The organism is Neisseria sp. P0018.S001 (genome assembly GCF_051957355.1).
In the GTDB taxonomy this organism is placed as follows: Bacteria; Pseudomonadota; Gammaproteobacteria; order Burkholderiales; family Neisseriaceae; genus Neisseria; species Neisseria subflava_A.
This window is the reverse complement of the sequence record NZ_JBQCWN010000013.1, coordinates 13,153-33,434: the sequence shown is the minus strand read 5'-3', so window position 1 is coordinate 33,434 and position 20,282 is coordinate 13,153. Positions and strand designations below refer to the sequence as shown.

The following is a 20,282-nucleotide window of genomic DNA, read 5'->3' as shown; positions in this document are numbered from 1 at the left end:
AACCGCTTGTTTTGTGGTAGAATCAACAAGATTTTTGCCATACGAAATTACAGATAATCATGACCGACGCAACCATCCGCAACGACCATAAATTTGCACTTGAAACCCTGCCTGTCAGCCTTGAAGACGAAATGCGCAAGAGCTACCTCGATTACGCCATGAGCGTGATTGTGGGCCGAGCCCTGCCGGATGTCCGCGACGGTCTCAAGCCGGTACACCGCCGCGTGTTGTACGCGATGCACGAGTTGAAAAACAACTGGAATTCCGCCTATAAAAAATCGGCGCGTATCGTCGGCGACGTTATTGGTAAATACCACCCCCACGGCGATACAGCCGTTTACGACACCATCGTCCGTATGGCGCAAGACTTCTCCATGCGTTATGTACTGATCGACGGTCAGGGCAACTTCGGTTCTGTCGACGGCTTGGCCGCAGCAGCCATGCGTTATACCGAAATCCGCATGGAAAAAATTTCCCATGAAATGCTGGCGGATATCGAGGAAGAAACCGTTAATTTCGGCCCCAACTATGACGGTAGCGAACATGAGCCGCTGGTATTGCCGACCCGTTTCCCTGCGCTGTTAGTCAATGGTTCGTCCGGTATTGCCGTCGGTATGGCAACCAATATCCCGCCGCACAATTTGGGCGATACCATCAATGCCTGCCTACGTTTGTTGGACGAGCCTGAAACTGAAATCGACGAGCTGATCAATATCATCCAAGCGCCCGATTTCCCAACAGGCGCAACTATTTACGGTTTGAGCGGCGTTCGCGAAGGCTATAAAACCGGCCGTGGCCGCGTGGTAATGCGCGGTAAAACCCATATTGAGCCTATTGGTAAAAATGGCGAACGCGAAGCCATCGTTATCGATGAAATCCCATATCAAGTAAACAAAGCCAAGCTGGTTGAGAAAATCGGCGAGTTGGTACGCGAAAAAACGCTGGAAGGCGTATCCGACCTGCGCGACGAGTCCGACAAATCCGGTATGCGTGTCGTAATCGAATTGAAACGCAATGAAAATGCCGAAGTCGTTTTGAACCAACTCTATAAACTGACCCAGCTGCAAGACAGCTTCGGTATCAACATGGTGGCCTTGGTTGACGGCCAGCCGCGTCTGCTGAACCTGAAACAAATCCTGTCCGAGTTCCTGCGCCACCGTCGCGAAGTCGTTACCCGTCGTACTTTATTCCGCCTGAAAAAAGCGCGTCATGAAGGCCATATTGCCGAAGGTAAAGCGGTGGCCTTGTCCAATATCGACGAAATCATTCGTCTGATCAAAGAATCTGCCAATGCGCCGGAAGCCAAAGAAAAACTGCTGTCCCGCCCATGGCGCAGCAGCTTGGTTGAAGACATGCTCAGCCGTACCGATTTAGACCTGCACATGATGCGCCCTGAAGGCTTGCCAGAGAATTTGGGTCTGCACAGTCAAGGCTATTATCTGAGCGAATTGCAAGCCGATGCCATCCTGCGCATGAGCCTGCGTAACCTGACCGGCCTCGATCAGGAAGAAATTGTCGGCGAATATAAAAACCTGATGAGTAAAATCATTGATTTCGTGGATATTCTTTCCAAACCAGAGCGCGTTACCCAAATCATCCGCGAAGAATTGGCAGACATCAAAGCCAACTTCGGCGATGAGCGTCGCAGCGAAATCAATCCGTTTGGCGGCGATATCGCCGATGAAGACCTGATTCCGCAACGCGAAATGGTCGTTACCCTGACTCATGGCGGCTACATCAAAACCCAGCCGACTACCGATTATCAGGCGCAACGTCGCGGCGGCCGCGGCAAACAGGCAGCGGCAACCAAAGACGAAGACTTTATCGAAACCCTGTTTGTTGCCAACACGCATGATTATTTGATGTGCTTCACCAACTTGGGCAAGTGCCATTGGATTAAAGTGTACAAACTGCCGGAAGGTGGCCGCAACAGCCGCGGACGTCCGATTAACAACGTTATCCAATTGGAAGAAGGCGAAAAAGTCAGCGCCATCTTGGCCGTCCGCGAGTTCCCGGAAGACCAATACGTCTTCTTCGCTACTGCACAAGGCATGGTGAAAAAAGTCCAGCTGTCTGCGTTTAAAAACGTCCGCAGCCAAGGCATCAAAGCCATCGCGCTTAAAGAAGGCGATTACTTGGTCGGCGCAGCGCAAACCGGCGGTGCGGACGACATTATGTTGTTCTCCAACTTGGGCAAAGCCATCCGCTTTAACGAATATTGGGAAAAATCCGGTAACGATGAAGCAGAAGATGCAGATATCGAAACCGAAAACGAAGATTCAGACGGCCTGGATGATGAAAATGCCGAAAACGCATTGCCAAGCGGCAAACACGGTGTCCGTCCGTCCGGTCGCGGCAGCGGCGGTTTGCGCGGTATGCGCCTGCCGGCCGATGGCAAGATTGTCAGCTTGATTACCTTCGCCCCCGAGGCCGAGCAAAGCGACTTGCAAGTATTGACTGCTACCGCCAACGGCTATGGCAAACGTACCCCGATTGCCGATTACAGCCGTAAAAACAAAGGTGGACAAGGCAATATCGCCATCAATACCGGCGAGCGTAACGGCGATTTGGTTGCCGCCACTTTGGTTAGCGAAACCGATGACCTGATGCTGATTACCAGCGGCGGCGTCCTGATTCGTACCAAAGTTGAGCAAATCCGCGAGACCGGTCGTGCTGCCGCAGGTGTCCGCCTGATTAATCTGGATGAAGGTGAAACCTTGGTCAGCTTGGAGCGTGTGGCCGAAGAGGCTGAAGATGAAGCTGCTCTGGAAAGCGATGCAGCTGAAAACCAAGTGGTAGAAGCTGAAGATACCCCGTCTCAAGAATCTTAAACCTCAATGAACAAGGCCGTCTGAAAAATTTTCAGACGGCCCGCTTATTCCAAAAGAAAATCCCGTGAGCGCAACCGAACCGTTCGATTTACCACTTTTTCTGAAAAATCTGCCTAATCTGCCGGGCGTGTACCGTTTTTTTGACGAAGACAACAATGTTTTGTATGTTGGCAAAGCGGTCAATCTCAAGCGGCGCGTTTCCAGCTATTTCCAAAAAAACGACCATTCGCCGCGCATCGCATTGATGGTAAAACAGGTTCACCACATCGAAACCACCATCACGCGTTCCGAAGCCGAAGCGCTGATTCTCGAAAACAACTTCATCAAAGCCCTGTCGCCGAAATACAATATCCTTTTCCGCGATGACAAAAGCTATCCTTATTTGATGCTCAGCGGCCATCAATATCCGCAAATGGCGTATTACCGCGGCACGCTAAAAAAGCCTAATCAATATTTCGGCCCGTATCCAAACAGCAACGCCGTGCGCGACAGCATTCAAGTGTTGCAAAAAGTCTTTATGCTGCGTACCTGCGAAGACAGTGTATTCGAGCATCGCGACCGTCCTTGTCTGCTGTACCAAATCAAACGCTGTACCGCGCCTTGTGTCGGCCACATCAGCGAAGAAGATTATCGTGACAGCGTGCGTGAAGCTGCGACTTTCCTTAATGGCAAAACCGACGAATTGACGCGCACCTTGCAACACAAAATGCAAACTGCCGCCGCGAATCTGCAATTTGAAGAAGCCGCCCGTTACCGCGATCAAATTCAAGCGCTCGGCATCATGCAGAGTAATCAGTTTATCGACAGTAAAAATCCGAACAATCCAAACGACATCGATTTGCTTGCGCTGGCAGTTTCAGACGGCCTGGTCTGCATACACTGGGTCAGCATCCGCGGTGGGCGGCACGTAGGCGACAAAAGCTTTTTCCCCGACACCAAAAACGATCCCGAGCCAAACGGACAAGATTACGCTGAAGCCTTCGTCGCCCAACACTATCTGGGCAAAAGCAAACCCGACATCATCATCAGTAACTTTCCCGTTCCCGATGCGCTGAAAGAGGCTTTGGAAGGCGAACACGGCAAGCAGATGCAATTTGTCACCAAGACCATAGGCGAACGCAAAGTCTGGTTGAAAATGGCGGAACAAAACGCACAAATGGCGATCGCCCAACGCCGCCTGCAACAAAGCAGCCAGCAACACCGTATTGACGAACTGGCAAAAATCCTCGGCATGGATTCAGACGGCCTCAACCGCCTTGAATGTTTCGATATCAGCCACACACAAGGCGAGGCCACTATTGCATCCTGCGTTGTGTACGATGAGCAAAGCATCCAGCCTTCGCAATACCGCCGCTACAACATTACGACTGCCAAACCCGGCGACGACTACGCCGCCATGCGCGAAGTGTTGACGCGCCGTTACGGCAAAATGCAGGAGGCCGAAGCCAACGGCGAAAGCGTCAAATGGCCGGATGTCGTGTTGATTGACGGCGGCAAAGGGCAAATCGGCGTAGCCGTATCAGTATGGGAAGAACTCGGGCTGCACATACCTTTGGTCGGTATCGCCAAAGGCCCTGAGCGCAAAGCCGGTATGGAAGAACTCATACTGCCTTTTACCGGCGAAGTCTTCCGCCTGTCGCCAAACAGCCCGGCCTTGCATTTATTGCAAACCGTACGCGATGAATCGCACCGCTTTGCGATTACAGGTCACCGCAAAAAACGCGACAAAGCACGCGTTACTTCCTCACTTAGCGAAATCCCCGGTATTGGCAGCAAACGCCGCCAAGCATTGCTTACCCGATTTGGCGGTTTACGCGGCGTGATTGCGGCCAGCCGTGAGGACTTGGAAAAAGTTGAAGGCATCAGCAAAGCCTTGGCAGAAACCATTTATGAGCATCTGCACTGATTGGCTTGAAGAGCAAAAAGGAACAATATGAAACCTGTCATCATCAAAAATATCGAGATCGGCAAAGGCCTGCCTAAAATTGCCGTACCGCTGGTGGCCGCCAATACGCAGGAATTGGAGCAGGCTTTGCACGTATTGAAAGAGACGGCTTTTGACATTATTGAATTTCGTGCGGATTTTTTTCAAGCTGCGCTTGATGCCGATTTTATTGCCGAGCAACTAGGTATTGCCCGACAGGCTTTTCCTGACAAGCCTTTACTGTTTACGTTTAGAAGGGCGCAAGAGGGTGGTAATACGCCTTGTTCTGACGACTATTATTTTGGATTATTGGAAAAAATTATCCGTTCCAAACAAGCCGATATGATCGACATCGAGCTTTTTGCCGAGGAAAGCGGCATAAAACAAACCATAGCTTTGGCGCATGAGTATCAAACTGCCGCCTTGCTTTGCAATCACGATTTCCAAGCCACTCCGTCTTTGGCAGACATTACAGGCCGTCTGAAAACAATGGCCGAGTGGGGCGCGGATATCTGCAAAATTGCCGTGATGCCGCAATCGCCGCAAGATGTATTGACCTTATTACAGGCAACATATGATGTTTCACAAATTATCAATCGCCCGATTATTACTATGTCTATGGGTAAAATCGGAGTCGTCAGTCGCTTGGCCGGCTCGACTTTCGGCTCGGCCATTACCTTTGGTGCGGCACAAAAAACGTCGGCCCCCGGCCAAATTGATGCCAAAGAATTAAGGAAAATCTTGGCAATTTTGGGATAGTTTAATTATTAATATTCAAGGCCGTCTGAAAAATATTTTTCATACGGCCTGATTTTTTTAAATTTATTTCTTTTAATTTTAAATAAAACCTGTAACAATGGGCTTCCTATTTCTAATAACTAGAGGAGAAATAAAATGACTACTACTAAAGAAAATTTGGCGAACCCTGGTCCTGTCGGCTTGTGCGGCTTTGCATTGACAACTTGGTTGCTCAGTCTGATTAACGGCGGCTTTTTTACTGCTCAAGAGGGTGTCGGCTTAGTTTTGGGCATGGCTCTCGCCTTTGGTGGTATCGCCCAAGTTATTGCCGGTATGTTTGAGTTCAAGAAAGGCAATACGTTTGGCTTTACCGCTTTTATCAGCTATGGCGCCTTCTGGTGGACATGGGCTTTGTTTACCATCTTTTTCAAAGGTGAAACAGCCCCGGCATTTATCGGTTGGTATCTCTGTGCATGGGGGATGTTTTCGCTAATGATGTTTGTGGCCACCTTGACCAAGCCTAAAGTATTGAGCGGTATTTTCTTTTGCTTGACACTGACTTTCTTTGCATTGGGTATTGGCGATGGCATGGAAAATCATAGCATCGTCCATATCGGCGGTTGCTTAGGCTTGGTAACTGCACTTGGTGCGTTCTACTTGGCAGCGGCAGAAGTCATCAACGAATCTTTCGGCAAGACAGTTTTACCAGTTGGCGAGCGTAAATAAGCTTAACCATACAAAATGCCGTCTGAACGGTGGAAATGTAATCAAAGATTTCGACCGCAATGGTCAGACGGCATTTTTTATTTGTCTTCAAATAAATCGACATCAAATAAATCCGGCTCTTTGATGCGCTCTCGACAATCGAGCTTGATGTCTTCAGTAACCCGACAGCAGCACGGCAAAATTTCTCCGGGCGCGACAAAAGCGAGCGGAAAATTATCATAAGAGACTTTCCCATCCAAGATTTTAACCCGGCATGAACCGCAATAACCGCTGCGACATTGGTATTCAACCTCATGTCCGGTGCGCTCCAAGCCCTCCAATAAGGTTTCGCCTTGTTGGAGTTGGAAGGTTTTGTCGTGTGTGCTGATGAGTGCCATATGATTTGTTTGGATTGGAAAGGCCGTCTGAAACGGTGTAAAGACGAAATCAAAGATTTCTGCCACACCGTTCAGACGGCCTTGATCATAAAACCGAATGTTCGATTACAGCTCGAAATCGCCTAAATCGTCGGCATTGACTTCCGAATCAATCTGACCAATCAGGTAAGAGGAAATTTCCACTTCCTGCGGCGCAACCTGTACATTGTCAGAAGACAGCCACGCGTTAATCCAAGGAATTGGATTTTGGGTCGCACCTTCAAATCCGGCAGGAAGGCCAACCGCCTGCATACGCAGATTAGTGATGTATTCAACGTATTGAGCCAAAATTTCTTTATTCAGGCCAATCATTGAGCCGTCTTTAAACAGATAAGCCGCCCATTCTTTTTCCTGCTCGGCTGCTTTTTTGAAGAGGTTGAAACACTCGTCCTGCAATTCATTTGCAATTTCAGCCATTTCAGGATCATCGGCACCGGCGCGCATCAGGTTGAGCATATGCTGGGTGCTGGTCAGGTGCAGGGCTTCGTCACGGGCAATCAGTTTGATGATTTTTGCGTTACCTTCCATCAATTCACGCTCGGCAAAGGCGAAAGAGCAGGCGAATGAAACGTAGAAGCGGATGGCTTCCAATACATTGACGCACATCAGGCAGAGATAGAGCTTTTTCTTCAACTCGCGTAAAGACACGGTAACAAGCTTGCCGCCGATATTGTGCGAACCTTCGCCCAACAGATTGTAATATTGGGTGTATTCAATCAAATCATCGTAATAGCAGGCAATGTCTTCAGCACGGGCGATGATGTATTTGTTTTGCACAATATCATCGAACACGACTGAAGGATCATTCACGATATTGCGGATGATATGAGTGTAGCTGCGCGAGTGGATGGTTTCGCTGAAGCTCCACGTTTCAATCCACGTTTCCAGCTCGGGAATCGACACCAAAGGCAAGAACGCAACATTCGGGCTGCGGCCTTGGATCGAATCGAGCAGGGTTTGGTATTTCAGATTGCTGATGAAAATATGTTTTTCGTGTTCGGGCAGATTGGCATAGTCGATACGGTCGCGCGACACGTCGATTTCTTCGGGACGCCAGAAGAAAGACAATTGTTTTTCGATCAGTTTTTCAAATACTTCGTATTTCTGCTGGTCATAACGGGCAACATTTACCGGCTGACCAAAAAACATTGGCTCTTTCAGCGCGTCGTTTTTGGTCTTGGAAAAGGTGCTGTATGACATAGTAAGATGTTCGCAGGACATAACGTCTCTCTTTTTAAAAATTAGTCGACTTTTCTATTAATTTTTAATTCACCATATGAAACATGTTGAATTTTATCAATAAATCGCCATGCTAAAATAGCGAAGACTGAAAGAACACTAATAAATATATAAAGTTTATATTCAGCTAAGAATGCCCAATGGTATCCATACTTTTCCTTTTCTGGAAAATAACAACTTAGCTTCATATAGTAGTAGGTTTTAATTAGGTTTTAATTTAAGAAAATCCTTAAAGCCTTCTACTATCTCTAGAAGCCTTGGATATATTTCAAAAATTAGCCTGCTTTAAATCTTACAAGCCCCACCTGCGCAGCCATCATCTTGAATGTCGGTCTGGGTATCGTCCGCGCCGTCGCGAGTGTTGTGGTAGTACAGGGTTTTGACGCCGTATTTATAGGCGGTCAGCAGGTCTTTCAGCATTTGTTTCATGGAAACTTTGCTGCCTTCAAATTTGTTCGGGTCGTAGGCGGTATTGGCGGAAATCGATTGATCGACGAATTTTTGCATTACGCCGACGAGTTTCAGATAGCCTTCGTTGCCGGGAAGCTGCCACAGGGTTTCGTAGGCATCTTTCAGGGTTTCAAATTCTGGTACGACTTGTTTCAAAATACCGTCTTTTGATGCTTTAACACTGACCAGGCCGCGTGGAGGCTCGATGCCGTTGGTGGCGTTGGCAATTTGCGAGCTGGTTTCAGACGGCATGAGTGCGGTCAGGGTAGAGTTGCGCAGGCCGTATTTGACGATGTCGGCGCGCAGGCTTTCCCAGTCGTAGTGCAAAGGCTCGTTGCACACGGCGTCCAAGTCTTTTTTGTAGGTGTCGATAGGCAGTTTGCCTTGCGAATAAACGGTTTGGTTGAACAGAGGGCATGCGCCGTATTCTTTGGCAAGGTTTACCGATGCTTTGAGCAGGTAATACTGCATGGCTTCAAAGGTACGGTGGGTCAGGCCGAGGGCGGAGTCGTCGCTGTAACGTACGCCGTTTTTTGCCAGATAGTAGGCGTAGTTGATAACGCCGATGCCAAGTGTGCGGCGGTTCATGGTCGCGGTGCGTGCGGCTGCAACCGGATAGTCTTGATAATCCAACAGGGCATCAAGTGCGCGTACGGTCAAATCAGCCAGCTCTTCCAGTTCGTCCAAGTTGTTCAATGCGCCCAAGTTGAAGGCGGACAGAGTACACAAGGCAATTTCGCCGTTCGGATCGTTGATGTTGTCCAAAGGTTTGGTCGGCAGGGCGATTTCCATGCACAAGTTGGACTGATGAACAGGCGCAACGCGCGGATCAAACGGGCTGTGCGTGTTGCAGTGGTCAACGTTTTGGATATAGATACGACCGGTACCGGCGCGCTCCTGCATCAGGGTGGAGAACAATTCTGTTGCCGGCAAAGTGCGTTTGCGGATGTTTGGATCTTGCTCGTATTGAGTATAGAGGCGCTCGAATTCGTCTTGGTCGGCGAAGAAGGCATCATATAAACCCGGAACTTCATTCGGCGAGAACAGGGTAATGTTACCGCCTTTGATCAAACGGGTGTACAGCAGGCGGTTGATTTGTACGCCGTAGTCCAGTTGGCGGATACGGTTGTCTTCTACGCCGCGGTTGTTTTTCAATACCAACAGGCTTTCGGCTTCGATGTGCCACAATGGGTAGAACAAGGTTGCCGCGCCGCCGCGTACGCCGCCTTGCGAGCAGGATTTAACCGCCGCTTGGAACATTTTGAAAAACGGAATGCAGCCGGTGTGTTGCGCTTCGCCGCCGCGAATTTCGCTGCCCAAGCCGCGGATGCGTCCGGCGTTGATGCCGATGCCCGCGCGTTGGGAAACGTATTTCACAATCGCGCTCGTGGTAGCATTGATGGAGTCGAGGCTGTCGTCACATTCAATCAATACGCAGCTTGAGAATTGACGAGTAGGCGTACGTACGCCGCTCATGATAGGTGTAGGCAGCGATACTTTGAATGTAGAAACGGCGTCGTAAAAGCGTTTGACGTAATCCAAACGGGTCTCTTTCGGATATTTGCTGAAGAGACACATGGCCACCAAAATGTATAAAAACTGCGGCGTTTCATAAATTTGGCGGGTAACGCGGTTTTGAACCAGATATTTGCCTTCGAGCTGTTTCACGGCAGCATAAGAGAAGGTCATATCGCGGCTGTGGTCGATATAGGCATTCAGCTCGTCGAATTCTTCGCGGCTGTAATCTGCGATGATGTGGCGGTCGTATTTGCCTGCTTCGGTCAGTTTTTTAACGTGATCGTAGAGGTGAGGCGGCTCGAATTCGCCATAAGCGATTTTTCGCAGATGGAAAATGGCGAGGCGGGCGGCCAGATATTGATAATCGGGCGTATCTTGTGAGATCAAGTCGGCCGCGGCCTTGATGATGGTCTCATGGATATCGTCGGTACGGATACCATTGTAAAACTGAATATGTGATTTGAGCTCAACTTGCGATACGGAGACGTTTTGTAAGCCTTCTGCCGCCCAAGTAACAACGCGGTGGATTTTGTCTAAATCGATATTTTCCAAGCGTCCGTCGCGTTTGGTTACTTTAATATTCGTTGCTGCATTCATTGTTCAGTCTTCCCATTAAAAAACACAAGATACGGTATGTGATTGCTTTGAACGGCACAATATAATGTATTTTTCTTTGTTTAACTAGACTTGACAATGCGCTTTTTTCGGGGGCTGATTAAGGAGAGGGAGGGCTCAGACTAGGATTCATGTGGCTTTGTGGCGATTTGGCATTATTTTGCATTTGCATCACATTTGGTTAGACATTGGCTAGAGGCTTATGAAATAAAGAAATTTATATTCAGCTTCTGTCTTCATGGACGGTATGTTAAATTTTGCAAAGCAAGAAGGATAGTGCTGTAATTGCTTAAACTCATTTATCATGAAACATATTGAGAAGTTTGTCGAGGTATCAGGCGAGGCATATAATGGGATGACTATCAAACCTAAACTGGGAGCGAATCATGTTGACACTGAAAACTTTAGGTTCCGCACTGGCGGCGGTTGCCGTATTGAGCTTGGGTGCTTATTCTGCCGAAGCGGCGGCCAAACCGCATGGCCATCATGTGAGCAAACACCAGCAGGCGAAGAAAAACAAATTGCATCCTGCTTGTAAGAGATACCTTGAGCGCCGTGCTGCTTGGTATCGTTATAAAGGCAACAAGGCTGAGTTGAGGGAAAACCGTAAAGCGGCAAAAGCGTTCCGCGGTTTGCCTTATGCCGAGCAAAAAATTCAATGCCAAGCTGCTTATCAGGCATTTGATGATTTTGATCACGGCAAATTCCGCCGCCGTTAATCATCTGATTTGAACAAAGGCCGTCTGAATATTTCAGACGGCCTTTGATATTTATTTCTCAACAAGGATTTTGTTTTCGGCTTGAGGCTCGTATTGGGTGGATTCATCACCGTAATACAATACGCCCAGCTTGATGGGGATGCGGCCTTGCGATTTGCGGTGGGCATTGGAATCGCGCAGGGAGTAGGCGCAACCGCAATATTCTTGTTGGTAGAAATGCTCGCGCTTGCTGATTTCAATCATGCGTGCGCTGCCGCCGCCTTTGCGCCAGTTGAAATCCCAATAAACCAAGTCATCGTACGGCTCGGCAGCGCGATGGCCGCAGCCGTTGATCTGTTTCATGTCTTTCCAGCGTGAAATGCCCAGTGAGCTGGTGAAAATATGGAAGCCGTTTTCATGGGCATATTGTGCCGCTTTTTCAAAACGCATATCGAAACACATGGTGCAGCGGATACCGCGTTCGGGTTCAAATTCCATGCCTTTGGCTTTGGCGAACCATTCTTTGCGGTCGTTTTCGTAGTCGTCGTCTTTATCGACAAAAGGGATGCCGAATTTGTCTGCAAAGCGCATGTTTTCTTCTTTGCGCAACATATATTCTTTGTGCGGATGGATATTGGGGTTGTAAAAATAAATGGTGTAGTCGATGCCGCTGGCAAGCATGGCTTCCATCACTTCGCCGGAACATGGGGCGCAGCAGGAATGCAGCAGGACTTTTTTATGGCCTCCGGGCGGAACGAGGATGGGGCGGTCAATGTCGGTAACGATGGGAGTGTTTAATTTGGTCATGGTTGGATTCTATTTATTGTTAAGTGTTTCAGACGGCCTTGGGTATTGAGGCCGTCTGAAATATAAAATGAAGCATATATTTTAACAGAGCCGCACTTTATGGAACAGTTTACTACTGCTTTTTCTTTTCGTTCAATGGTTTGAACTCTTGTGCATCCGGAGGCGGGGCTGCGAAGATGGTGTCTGGATTGGGGTGCGCTCCGAATTCTGCCAGCAGGTTGCGATAGTCCAGCGACTGTTTCATCAGCTCGGCGGCGGCGGTGCGCAGGTTGTCCACGTCTTCCGGCGGCAGATAGAAACTGGTCGGGATATTCAATACCTTGTCCCTCAGCCGGGATGGCGGAAGGTCTTTGAGATTCAGGCTGACGAAAGAGAAATAGATGTTTTCATTCTGCTTGTCTTTGTTCCATTGATCGACAAAGGCCCTGAAGCGGCGCAAAGACTCTTGCGAATGTTGGTCGATCGGGATATTCACGATGGCGGAAACAACATCGCGGAAGCCGGGTACGGCCGCGCTTTTATCCAAATTGCTGCTGACTTCGTTTTGGGCATTGACGTTGATGACGACAATATGGCGGATTTTGTTTTGTTTGATTTTATGCGTCAGAATTTTTTCCGGATACATTTCCGTCATATCCAAAAGGCTGCGCATGCCCAGATTGTCGGTTAAGCCGCCGTCTATCAGGTGGATGTAGGGGCGGTTTTTGCTGTTGCTGTATTTTTGGAAACGCTCAAAAAATTCTTTTCGGGTTTGCAGCTGTCTTTTACCGGCTTCGCTGTCGGAGACAAGTTGCAGCGGCGGCGTGTATTGGCAATGGCCGCCGTTGTTATTGAGCGTAATCGGTGCGAACACCATAGGCACGGAGCTTAAAGCGGCAACGGCGCGGGCAAGTCGCAAGTCGCCCAAGTCGATACACATCGGGTCGAAATATTCCTGTGTGAAATTGAAACGCTCGCCTATGCCCATATCGGTGGCGGAAATGATGGCAAACGGGCCTTTGGCATTTTTTTCCAAATCGCGGAAAGTGGTTTTACCGAAAAGGTAGTTTTCAAACTGCTCCTGCAACAGATCGCCGCGTCCGTATTCAGGCGAGGCCAGTCGGGGCAGATTGGACATGGAAAATGCTTGTTTGACGACTTGGCGTTGGAAGTTTTGGTGTAGGAAACGTTTATAAAACAAAGGAATGGTTTCTTCGCCCTTGAGTGCAAAATAAGCCGCTAAAACCGAGCCGCCGGATACGCCGACCACCACATCGACATTCGACATCAAAGACTGTTTTTTGCCGCCGATGGTAATCTGTTGCTTATGAAGCTGCTCCAACACGCCATAACCCAAGGCCGCCGCACGCGTACCGCCGCCGGAGAACATCAACACAACAAGCGTATCGTCTTCGTCGTTGCGCTGAAGCCGGCTGGTTTCAAAGCGGTAGCCGCGTTGCAGGTCGACCGTATCAATACCGGCGATAGGTTGATATTTTACCAGCGAGCAGGCGGATAATAGGGCTGCGGAGAGCAGGGAAAGGGCGGATTTAAAAGGGAATTTCGGCATAAACACAGGAAAGTCGGTTATTCATTCAAAACGGATTATAAAGGTTTTCAGACGGCCTTTATAGAAGGTAGACTTTCAGACGGCCTTTTTGCATCGATTTTCCGTTATAATCGACACAATCTTTATCTTTCCAAACCCTTATGGCGCAACCAAACCGCATCAACCACGAACCTATCTTTCTGCTTGCCTCCGCCCCGTGGCGCGAGAGCAGCTTGTGGGTGGAGGCTTTCAGCCGCCGTTATGGGCGGGTGGCTTTGTTGGCCAGAAGCGCACGCAAACGGCAGAGCGAGTTGCGCGGCGTGTTGGTGCCGTTTGTGCCGGTGAGCGCGTCTTGGTATGGCTCGCAAGAGTTGAAGACCCTGCATCGCGCCGAATGGATAGGCGGTTGGCCGCAGCCGCAGGGCAGGGCTTTGTTCAGCGGATTGTATGTGAACGAGTTGATGCTGAAATTGACCGTCCGCGAAGATCCGTTGCCCGAGCTTTACGATGTTTTGGCGGAAACCATGAAAACCATTTGTTGCGAGGCCAACCACATTGCCGCTTTGCGCCGTTTTGAATGGATGCTGTTGACACGCTTGGGCTTTGCCCCCGATTTGTTCCATGACGGCAACGGCAATGAAATCAATGGCGAAGAAACTTATTGGCTCACACCTGAAGAGGCTGTGGTTCCCCTGGCCGAGGCCGACCGTTTCTATGCGCTTAATAAGGGCGTTGCCGTATTGGGCGCGACGTTAATCGATTTGAGGGAAGGTAGTTTCGTTCATCAGGAAAGTCTGGGGCAGGCTTTGAAAGTAACGCGACTTTTGATTGACAACCTTCTCCCCGAGGGCATCAAATCAAGACAGGTTTTGCAGCAGTTGCAGCAGTTTGGTTTGGGCAGTTGAATTTTTTCAGACGGCCTTTGATAGGTAAAGGCTCAGGACGTCTGAAACCTTAATGAAAGGACATTATTATGTTGTTAGGCGTAAACATTGACCATATTGCCACCGTCCGCAATGCGCGCGGTACGATTTATCCCAGCCCTGTCGAGGCGGCGCTGATTGCGGAAACCCACGGCGCAGATTTGATTACCATGCACTTGCGTGAAGACCGCCGCCATATTAAAGATGCGGACGTGTTCGCCGTTAAAAACGCTATCCGCACGCGTCTGAATTTGGAAATGGCGCTGACGGAAGAAATGCTGGAAAACGCGCTCAACGTCATGCCGGAAGATGTGTGCATCGTTCCTGAAAAACGTCAAGAAGTGACCACCGAAGGCGGTTTGGACGTATTGGCGCAACAGGATAAAGTGGCCGAGTTCACCAAAATCCTGACTGACGCAGGCATCCGCGTGTCCTTATTTATCGATGCCGACAACGCGCAAATCCAAGCCGCTTATGATGTCGGCGCGCCCGTTATCGAGTTGCACACCGGTGCATATGCCGATGTGCACAGCCACGCCGAACAAATGAAACAATTCGAGCGCATTCAAAACGGCGCGCATTACGCCAGCGATTTGGGTTTGGTCGTTAACGCCGGACACGGCCTGACCATTCACAACGTTACGCCGATTGCCCAAATTCTCGCCATCCGTGAGTTGAACATCGGCCATTCGCTGATTTCCCAAGCACTCTTCCTCGGCCTGCCTGAAGCTGTCCGCCAAATGAAGGAAGTCATGTTCAGAGCCAGAATGCTGCCTTAACGGCATCAGCCATACAGGCTAAAGCGGTTTGCTTTGGCCTGTATTCACACTTTCAGACGGCCTGACTATTTAAACAAGGAGCAGACCCATGATTTATGGAATCGGTACAGACATTGTTTCCCTCAAACGCATTATCCGCCTGAACAAAAAATTCGGACTGGCATTTGCGCAACGCATTCTCAGCCCGGAAGAGCTGTTGGAATTTCCGCAGGCAGGCAAACCGGTCAACTATCTTGCCAAACGCTTTGCTGCCAAAGAGGCTTTTGCCAAAGCCGTCGGTATGGGCATACGCGGCGTGGTGTCTTTCCGCAATATCGGTGTCGGACATGACGCATTGGGCAAACCTGAATTGTTTTTTGCGCCGGCTTTGACCAAATGGCTGGAAGAGCAGGGTATCCGAAGTTGCCATCTCAGTATGAGCGATGAAGAAGATACCGTCATGGCTTTTGTCATTGCGGAAAAATAAGGCCGGATTTAGGTATTCTGAAATAGAGCATCCTAAAGGGTTAGGTATTTGTTGAAGGTCGGGCGTATAGGCCCGACATCGTTTTTTTTACGCATAAATCGGCAGGTGTCGCCGCCTGCCGTATATTAAGAATAATCTCATGATGACTGAAGACACACGTCCATTGGTGCAAGTGGTTGCCGGAATTATGCTCGACCAAAACGGCCGCTACTTGCTCAGTTCGCGCCCAGAGGGCAAGCCGTATGCTGGCTATTGGGAATTTGCCGGCGGCAAGGTTGAGGCAGGCGAAAGCGATTTTCAAGCTTTGCAACGCGAGTTTGAAGAAGAACTAGGCATCCGTATCCTTTCCGCTACGCCGTGGCTGACCAAAGTCCATTCCTACGAACACGCACATGTACGCCTGCATTTTTTATGGGTGGAAGCCGACCAATGGACGGGAGAAATCCAATCGAGGGAAGGGCAGAAATGGGCATGGCAAAAGGCAGGGGATTTTACCGTTGCGCCGATGTTGCCTGCCAATAGCGCATTATTACGTTCCCTCTCTATTCCGCGCCAGCTTCAAGGCCGTCTGAAAAGCGGCTTGAGCGGTCAAAACAGTATGGGCGAATATCATGTTGCGCCATATGGATTGGCTCATCAAACTGCATCGGCGGTATTACTGGAGTTTGTCGATTGGCAACAAGGCAAGCCGCAAGAAGCGTCCAGCGCGTGGCCAATCATTGAAAATGTCGAACAATGGCGGCAGGTGCAAAATGCAGATGCTGTCGTATGGAAAGTAGCGAATGAAGCGGCTGCCGGGCAAGTTATGGATATTTTGGCGCAAGGCGTGGCTATGCCGCTGATTGCGGCTGCTCCGGAAAGTATGGTTCCCATTTATCGCGAACAGTGGCAGAGCATGGGTGTGCATGCCGTTTTGACCGATAATGACATTGAGGCCGTCTGAAATGAGTAAAAATCAAAAGCTTTTGATTGCCGCTGTTTTACTGATTGCGTTTGCGGCGGCCAAACTGCTGCTCTTGGATTGGTGGCAGCAACAGCAATCAAAAACGAAAGTAGTCGAATGTAATTTAATACAAGGCTGCGTCCTGCCTGACGGTTCAAAAGTACGCGCAACATCCATCAATACGCACGAGCCGTTTGATATTGTGATAGAGAATGTTCCGCAAAATACGGGCGCGGTCAGTATCAGTTTCAGCATGAAAAACATGGACATGGGCTTCAACCGCTACAACCTGACGCAACAATCGCCGCAAAGTTGGCAGGCTGCGCAAATCCGCTTGCCATTTTGCGTCGAAGGCCGCCATGATTACACTACCAACATTACCATTGGCAAACAGACTTTTCAGACGGCATTTAGTGCAGAGTAGTCATCATGCAAAGGCCGTCTGAAAATTTAAAGGCAAAAATTTTAATTTTTTCAGAAGGCATATTTAAAAGTTCTTTATAAATGAATCAATTATAAATTATTTTTAGACAGATTGTTTACAATTATTCTGACTATCAGCCAAAAGTACAAAACGGACAGAAGCTAGGCCACACAAGGATTTGATGTGGTGCAACCTGTCCGTTTTTTACATTTGTTGCAAAAAAATCGTTTATTAATAACTGAATTTTTTATAATTTTTTTGAAAAAAGTGTTTGACAAGACCGGTTTTATTTTTTAAATTTGTTTCCATAAATAAAAACTACATCGCACTACAAAGGAACATCATCATGAATCTGTATCAAACCACTCTCTCTTGTTATAGATTTTCTCCCATCTCTGCCGCTCCCGTCGTCGCCAGCTTATTGGCAGTCCCGACGGTCTGAAGGCTCTCAACCCGAATCCAGTTTCCGTATTCCTACAAACGCTTCGGGTTTTAAAATATCTGTATCCCCAACAGCATTCATATACTGATTAATAAAAATTAAAAAACGTATACCTTCGCTTCAGCCTTATTGTATTTATTGTTTTTGATAACTATTTGTATTTATTGATTTTAAATTTTCAGATGGTTGATGATTGAAATTTTACAGGCCGTCTGAAAACAGTTTTTAGAACGATTGTTTCTTTTTAAACGGTTCGTTTCAAGTTGTGAAAAAACTGAGCCGTCCGATTAATACTGAAAAAAAGTCTATAAAGGAGAAATATGATGAGTCAACACTCTGCCGGAGCACGTTTCCGCCAAGCCGTGAAAGAATCAAACCCTCTTGCCGTAGTCGGTTGTGTCAATGCTTACTTTGCACGATTGGCCACCCAAAGCGGTTTCAAGGCGATTTATCTGTCCGGCGGCGGCGTGGCAGCCTGCTCTTGCGGTATCCCTGATTTGGGTATTACCACAATGGAAGACGTGCTGATCGACGCGCGACGCATTACAGACAACGTGGATACGCCTTTGCTGGTGGACATAGATGTGGGTTGGGGCGGTGCATTCAATATTGCCCGTACCATTCGTAACTTTGAACGCGCTGGTGTTGCAGCGGTTCACATCGAAGATCAGGTAGCACAAAAACGCTGCGGCCACCGTCCGAACAAAGCCATTGTTTCTAAAGATGAAATGGTTGACCGTATCAAAGCTGCCGTAGATGCCCGCGTTGATGAGAACTTCGTGATTATGGCGCGTACCGATGCGTTGGCGGTAGAAGGTTTGGATGTCGCTATCGAACGCGCTCAGGCTTGTGTCGAAGCCGGTGCAGACATGATTTTCCCTGAAGCCATGACCGATTTGAAAATGTACCGCCAATTTGCAGATGCAGTGAAAGTACCTGTATTGGCCAACATTACCGAATTTGGTTCCACTCCGCTTTATACCCAAAGCGAGCTGGCTGAAAACGGCGTGTCACTGGTGCTGTATCCACTGTCATCATTCCGCGCAGCAAGCAAAGCCGCTCTGAATGTTTATGAAGCGATTATGCGCGATGGCACTCAGGCCGCAGTGGTTGACAGTATGCAAACCCGTGCCGAGCTGTACGAGCATCTGAACTATCATGCCTTCGAGCAAAAACTGGATAAATTGTTTCAAAAATAAGTAACCGCTTTCAGACGGCCTTTCAACAAATCCGCATCGGCCGTCTGAAAAATAAAACCCATAAAAATACAAAGGAGAAATACCATGACTGAAACTACTCAAACCCCGACTTTCAAACCTAAAAAATCCGTTGCGCTTTCTGGCGTTGCGGCCGGTAATACCGAATTGTGTACCGTTGGCCGTACCGGTAACGATTTGAGCTATCGCGGTTACGACATCTTGGATTTGGCACAAAAATGCGAGTTTGAAGAAGTCGCCCACCTGCTGATTCACGGTCATCTGCCCAATAAATTCGAGCTGGCTGCTTATAAAACCAAGCTCAAATCCATGCGCGGCCTGCCTATCCGTGTGATTAAAGTTTTGGAAAGCCTGCCTGCACATACCCATCCGATGGACGTGATGCGTACCGGCGTATCCATGCTGGGCTGCGTTCATCCTGAACGTGAAAGCCATCCGGAAAGTGAAGCGCGCGACATTGCCGACAAACTGATCGCCAGCCTCGGCAGCATCCTGCTGTACTGGTATCAATATTCGCACAACGGCAAACGCATTGAAGTTGAAAGCGACGAAGAGACCATCGGCGGTCATTTCCTGCACCTGTTGCACGGCAAACGCCCAAGCGAATCACACATCAAAGCCATGCACGTTTCACTGATTCTGTATGCCGAACACGAGTTCAACGCTTCTACCTTCACTGCCCGCGTGATTGCCGGTACAGGCTCTGATATGTACTCCTGCATCACCGGCGCCATCGGCGCGTTGAAAGGTCCGAAACACGGCGGCGCGAACGAGGTGGCTTACGATATTCAAAAACGCTACCGCAATGCCGACGAAGCCGAAGCCGACATCCGCGAACGCATCGGCCGCAAAGAAATCGTGATCGGTTTCGGTCATCCGGTGTACACCATTTCCGACCCTCGCAACGTTGTTATTAAAGAAGTGGCACGCGGTTTGAGCAAAGAAACCGGCGATATGCGCCTCTTTGACATTGCCGAACGTTTGGAGAGCGTGATGTGGGAAGAGAAAAAAATGTTCCCGAATCTGGACTGGTTCTCCGCCGTTTCCTACCAAAAATTGGGCGTACCGACTGCTATGTTCACACCGCTGTTTGTGATTTCCCGTACAACCGGTTGGAGTGCACACGTTCTCGAGCAACGCAAAGACGGCAAAATCATCCGTCCGAGCGCAAACTACACAGGCCCTGAAGATTTGGCATTCGTGGAGATTGAAAACCGCTAATACGCGTAACAGCAGGGTGGGCTGCCAGCCCGCCCCATCTCGAAATGCCGTTTGAAAACAATGAATAAATGATGTTTTCGTTTTTCGACGGCCTAGTGCAGTATGCGAGAGAGAGAGAGAGCCGGCCGTTTGGAAAACATGCTGTTCTGCTGTCGTCATTCCCATACAGGCAGAAATTCAAAAGTTGAAATGTTCTGCTGTAAAGAGTGCTGAAAGATTTAAGTTTGGATTTCCGTCTATACGGGAATGATGGTAGCGGAGCAGCAATTTTTTTTCATACCGCGAATAGATTTCAGACAACAAGCAATAAAACAGAATTTATGGTTTCAGACGGCCTTAAGGTCCGAATCAACAGGCCGTCTGAAACCCCAAAACCA

17 protein-coding genes are annotated in these 20,282 nt (G+C 48.9%); 12 read left to right on the top strand and 5 right to left on the bottom strand.

Annotated features, from left to right (window positions below; all coding sequences use genetic code 11):
- Positions 1-59: 59 nt before the first annotated feature.
- The 4 genes from gyrA (at position 60) to ACTHTJ_RS09030 (ending at position 6,219) form a co-directional block, all read left to right on the top strand.
- On the top strand, positions 60-2,831 hold the full coding sequence (gyrA, locus tag ACTHTJ_RS09045) for a DNA gyrase subunit A (RefSeq protein ID WP_049335215.1): 2,772 nt from the start codon (positions 60-62) through the stop codon (positions 2,829-2,831).
- A 64-nt stretch (positions 2,832-2,895) separates the two neighbouring features.
- Entirely contained in the window at positions 2,896-4,737 is a 1,842-nt protein-coding gene (uvrC, locus tag ACTHTJ_RS09040; protein ID WP_070583924.1) for an excinuclease ABC subunit UvrC, read from the top strand.
- Between the two features lie 27 nt (positions 4,738-4,764).
- Positions 4,765-5,514: a type I 3-dehydroquinate dehydratase gene (aroD, locus tag ACTHTJ_RS09035; RefSeq protein WP_070583922.1), complete on the top strand. Its 750-nt coding sequence runs from the start codon at positions 4,765-4,767 to the stop codon at positions 5,512-5,514.
- A 135-nt stretch (positions 5,515-5,649) separates the two neighbouring features.
- A complete protein-coding gene (locus ACTHTJ_RS09030; RefSeq protein ID WP_004520357.1) occupies positions 5,650-6,219 on the top strand; it encodes an acetate uptake transporter in 570 nt (189 codons plus the stop codon).
- 77 nt (positions 6,220-6,296) lie between these two features.
- On the opposite strand, the gene yfaE is transcribed toward ACTHTJ_RS09030, so the two are convergent.
- The 3 genes from yfaE to nrdA form a co-directional block, all read right to left on the bottom strand.
- A complete protein-coding gene (gene yfaE, locus ACTHTJ_RS09025) occupies positions 6,297-6,596 on the bottom strand; it encodes a class I ribonucleotide reductase maintenance protein YfaE (protein ID WP_003686421.1) in 300 nt (99 codons plus the stop codon).
- A 105-nt stretch (positions 6,597-6,701) separates the two neighbouring features.
- A complete protein-coding gene (gene nrdB / locus ACTHTJ_RS09020) occupies positions 6,702-7,835 on the bottom strand; it encodes a class Ia ribonucleoside-diphosphate reductase subunit beta (RefSeq protein ID WP_039863698.1) in 1,134 nt (377 codons plus the stop codon).
- Positions 7,836-8,159: 324 nt separating this feature from the next.
- The gene (gene nrdA / locus ACTHTJ_RS09015) at positions 8,160-10,439 is read right to left on the bottom strand and encodes a class 1a ribonucleoside-diphosphate reductase subunit alpha (protein WP_070583920.1); all 2,280 of its coding nucleotides are present in this window, start codon (positions 10,437-10,439) and stop codon (positions 8,160-8,162) included.
- A 404-nt stretch (positions 10,440-10,843) separates the two neighbouring features.
- Between nrdA and ACTHTJ_RS09010 the strand changes: the two genes are divergently transcribed.
- The gene (locus tag ACTHTJ_RS09010) at positions 10,844-11,176 is read left to right on the top strand and encodes a stress response protein (protein WP_070583918.1); all 333 of its coding nucleotides are present in this window, start codon (positions 10,844-10,846) and stop codon (positions 11,174-11,176) included.
- A gap of 51 nt (positions 11,177-11,227) precedes the next feature.
- Here the strand turns inward: ACTHTJ_RS09010 and ACTHTJ_RS09005 are convergent, their stop codons facing one another.
- Entirely contained in the window at positions 11,228-11,962 is a 735-nt protein-coding gene (locus ACTHTJ_RS09005) for an epoxyqueuosine reductase QueH (protein WP_070583916.1), read from the bottom strand.
- Between the two features lie 112 nt (positions 11,963-12,074).
- A complete protein-coding gene (locus ACTHTJ_RS09000; protein WP_070583915.1) occupies positions 12,075-13,511 on the bottom strand; it encodes a patatin-like phospholipase family protein in 1,437 nt (478 codons plus the stop codon).
- A 140-nt stretch (positions 13,512-13,651) separates the two neighbouring features.
- Between ACTHTJ_RS09000 and recO the strand changes: the two genes are divergently transcribed.
- The 7 genes from recO (at position 13,652) to prpC (ending at position 19,905) form a co-directional block, all read left to right on the top strand.
- On the top strand, positions 13,652-14,395 hold the full coding sequence (gene recO / locus ACTHTJ_RS08995) for a DNA repair protein RecO (protein ID WP_107867332.1): 744 nt from the start codon (positions 13,652-13,654) through the stop codon (positions 14,393-14,395).
- A gap of 68 nt (positions 14,396-14,463) precedes the next feature.
- A complete protein-coding gene (gene pdxJ, locus ACTHTJ_RS08990; protein WP_070583911.1) occupies positions 14,464-15,192 on the top strand; it encodes a pyridoxine 5'-phosphate synthase in 729 nt (242 codons plus the stop codon).
- An 88-nt stretch (positions 15,193-15,280) separates the two neighbouring features.
- Complete coding sequence (gene acpS / locus ACTHTJ_RS08985) at positions 15,281-15,658, top strand: holo-ACP synthase (protein WP_070583909.1); 378 nt, start codon at positions 15,281-15,283, stop codon at positions 15,656-15,658.
- A 142-nt stretch (positions 15,659-15,800) separates the two neighbouring features.
- Positions 15,801-16,601 (top strand): NUDIX domain-containing protein, encoded by an 801-nt coding sequence (locus ACTHTJ_RS08980; RefSeq protein WP_283120567.1) that lies wholly within the window; start codon positions 15,801-15,803, stop codon positions 16,599-16,601.
- Between the two features lies 1 nt (position 16,602).
- Positions 16,603-17,025, top strand: coding sequence for a hypothetical protein (locus tag ACTHTJ_RS08975; RefSeq protein ID WP_070583905.1), 423 nt, complete (start codon positions 16,603-16,605; stop codon positions 17,023-17,025).
- A 765-nt stretch (positions 17,026-17,790) separates the two neighbouring features.
- Complete coding sequence (gene prpB, locus ACTHTJ_RS08970; protein WP_070583903.1) at positions 17,791-18,666, top strand: methylisocitrate lyase; 876 nt, start codon at positions 17,791-17,793, stop codon at positions 18,664-18,666.
- Positions 18,667-18,750: 84 nt separating this feature from the next.
- Positions 18,751-19,905 (top strand): bifunctional 2-methylcitrate synthase/citrate synthase, encoded by a 1,155-nt coding sequence (prpC, locus tag ACTHTJ_RS08965; RefSeq protein ID WP_070583901.1) that lies wholly within the window; start codon positions 18,751-18,753, stop codon positions 19,903-19,905.
- Positions 19,906-20,282 lie beyond the last annotated feature (377 nt).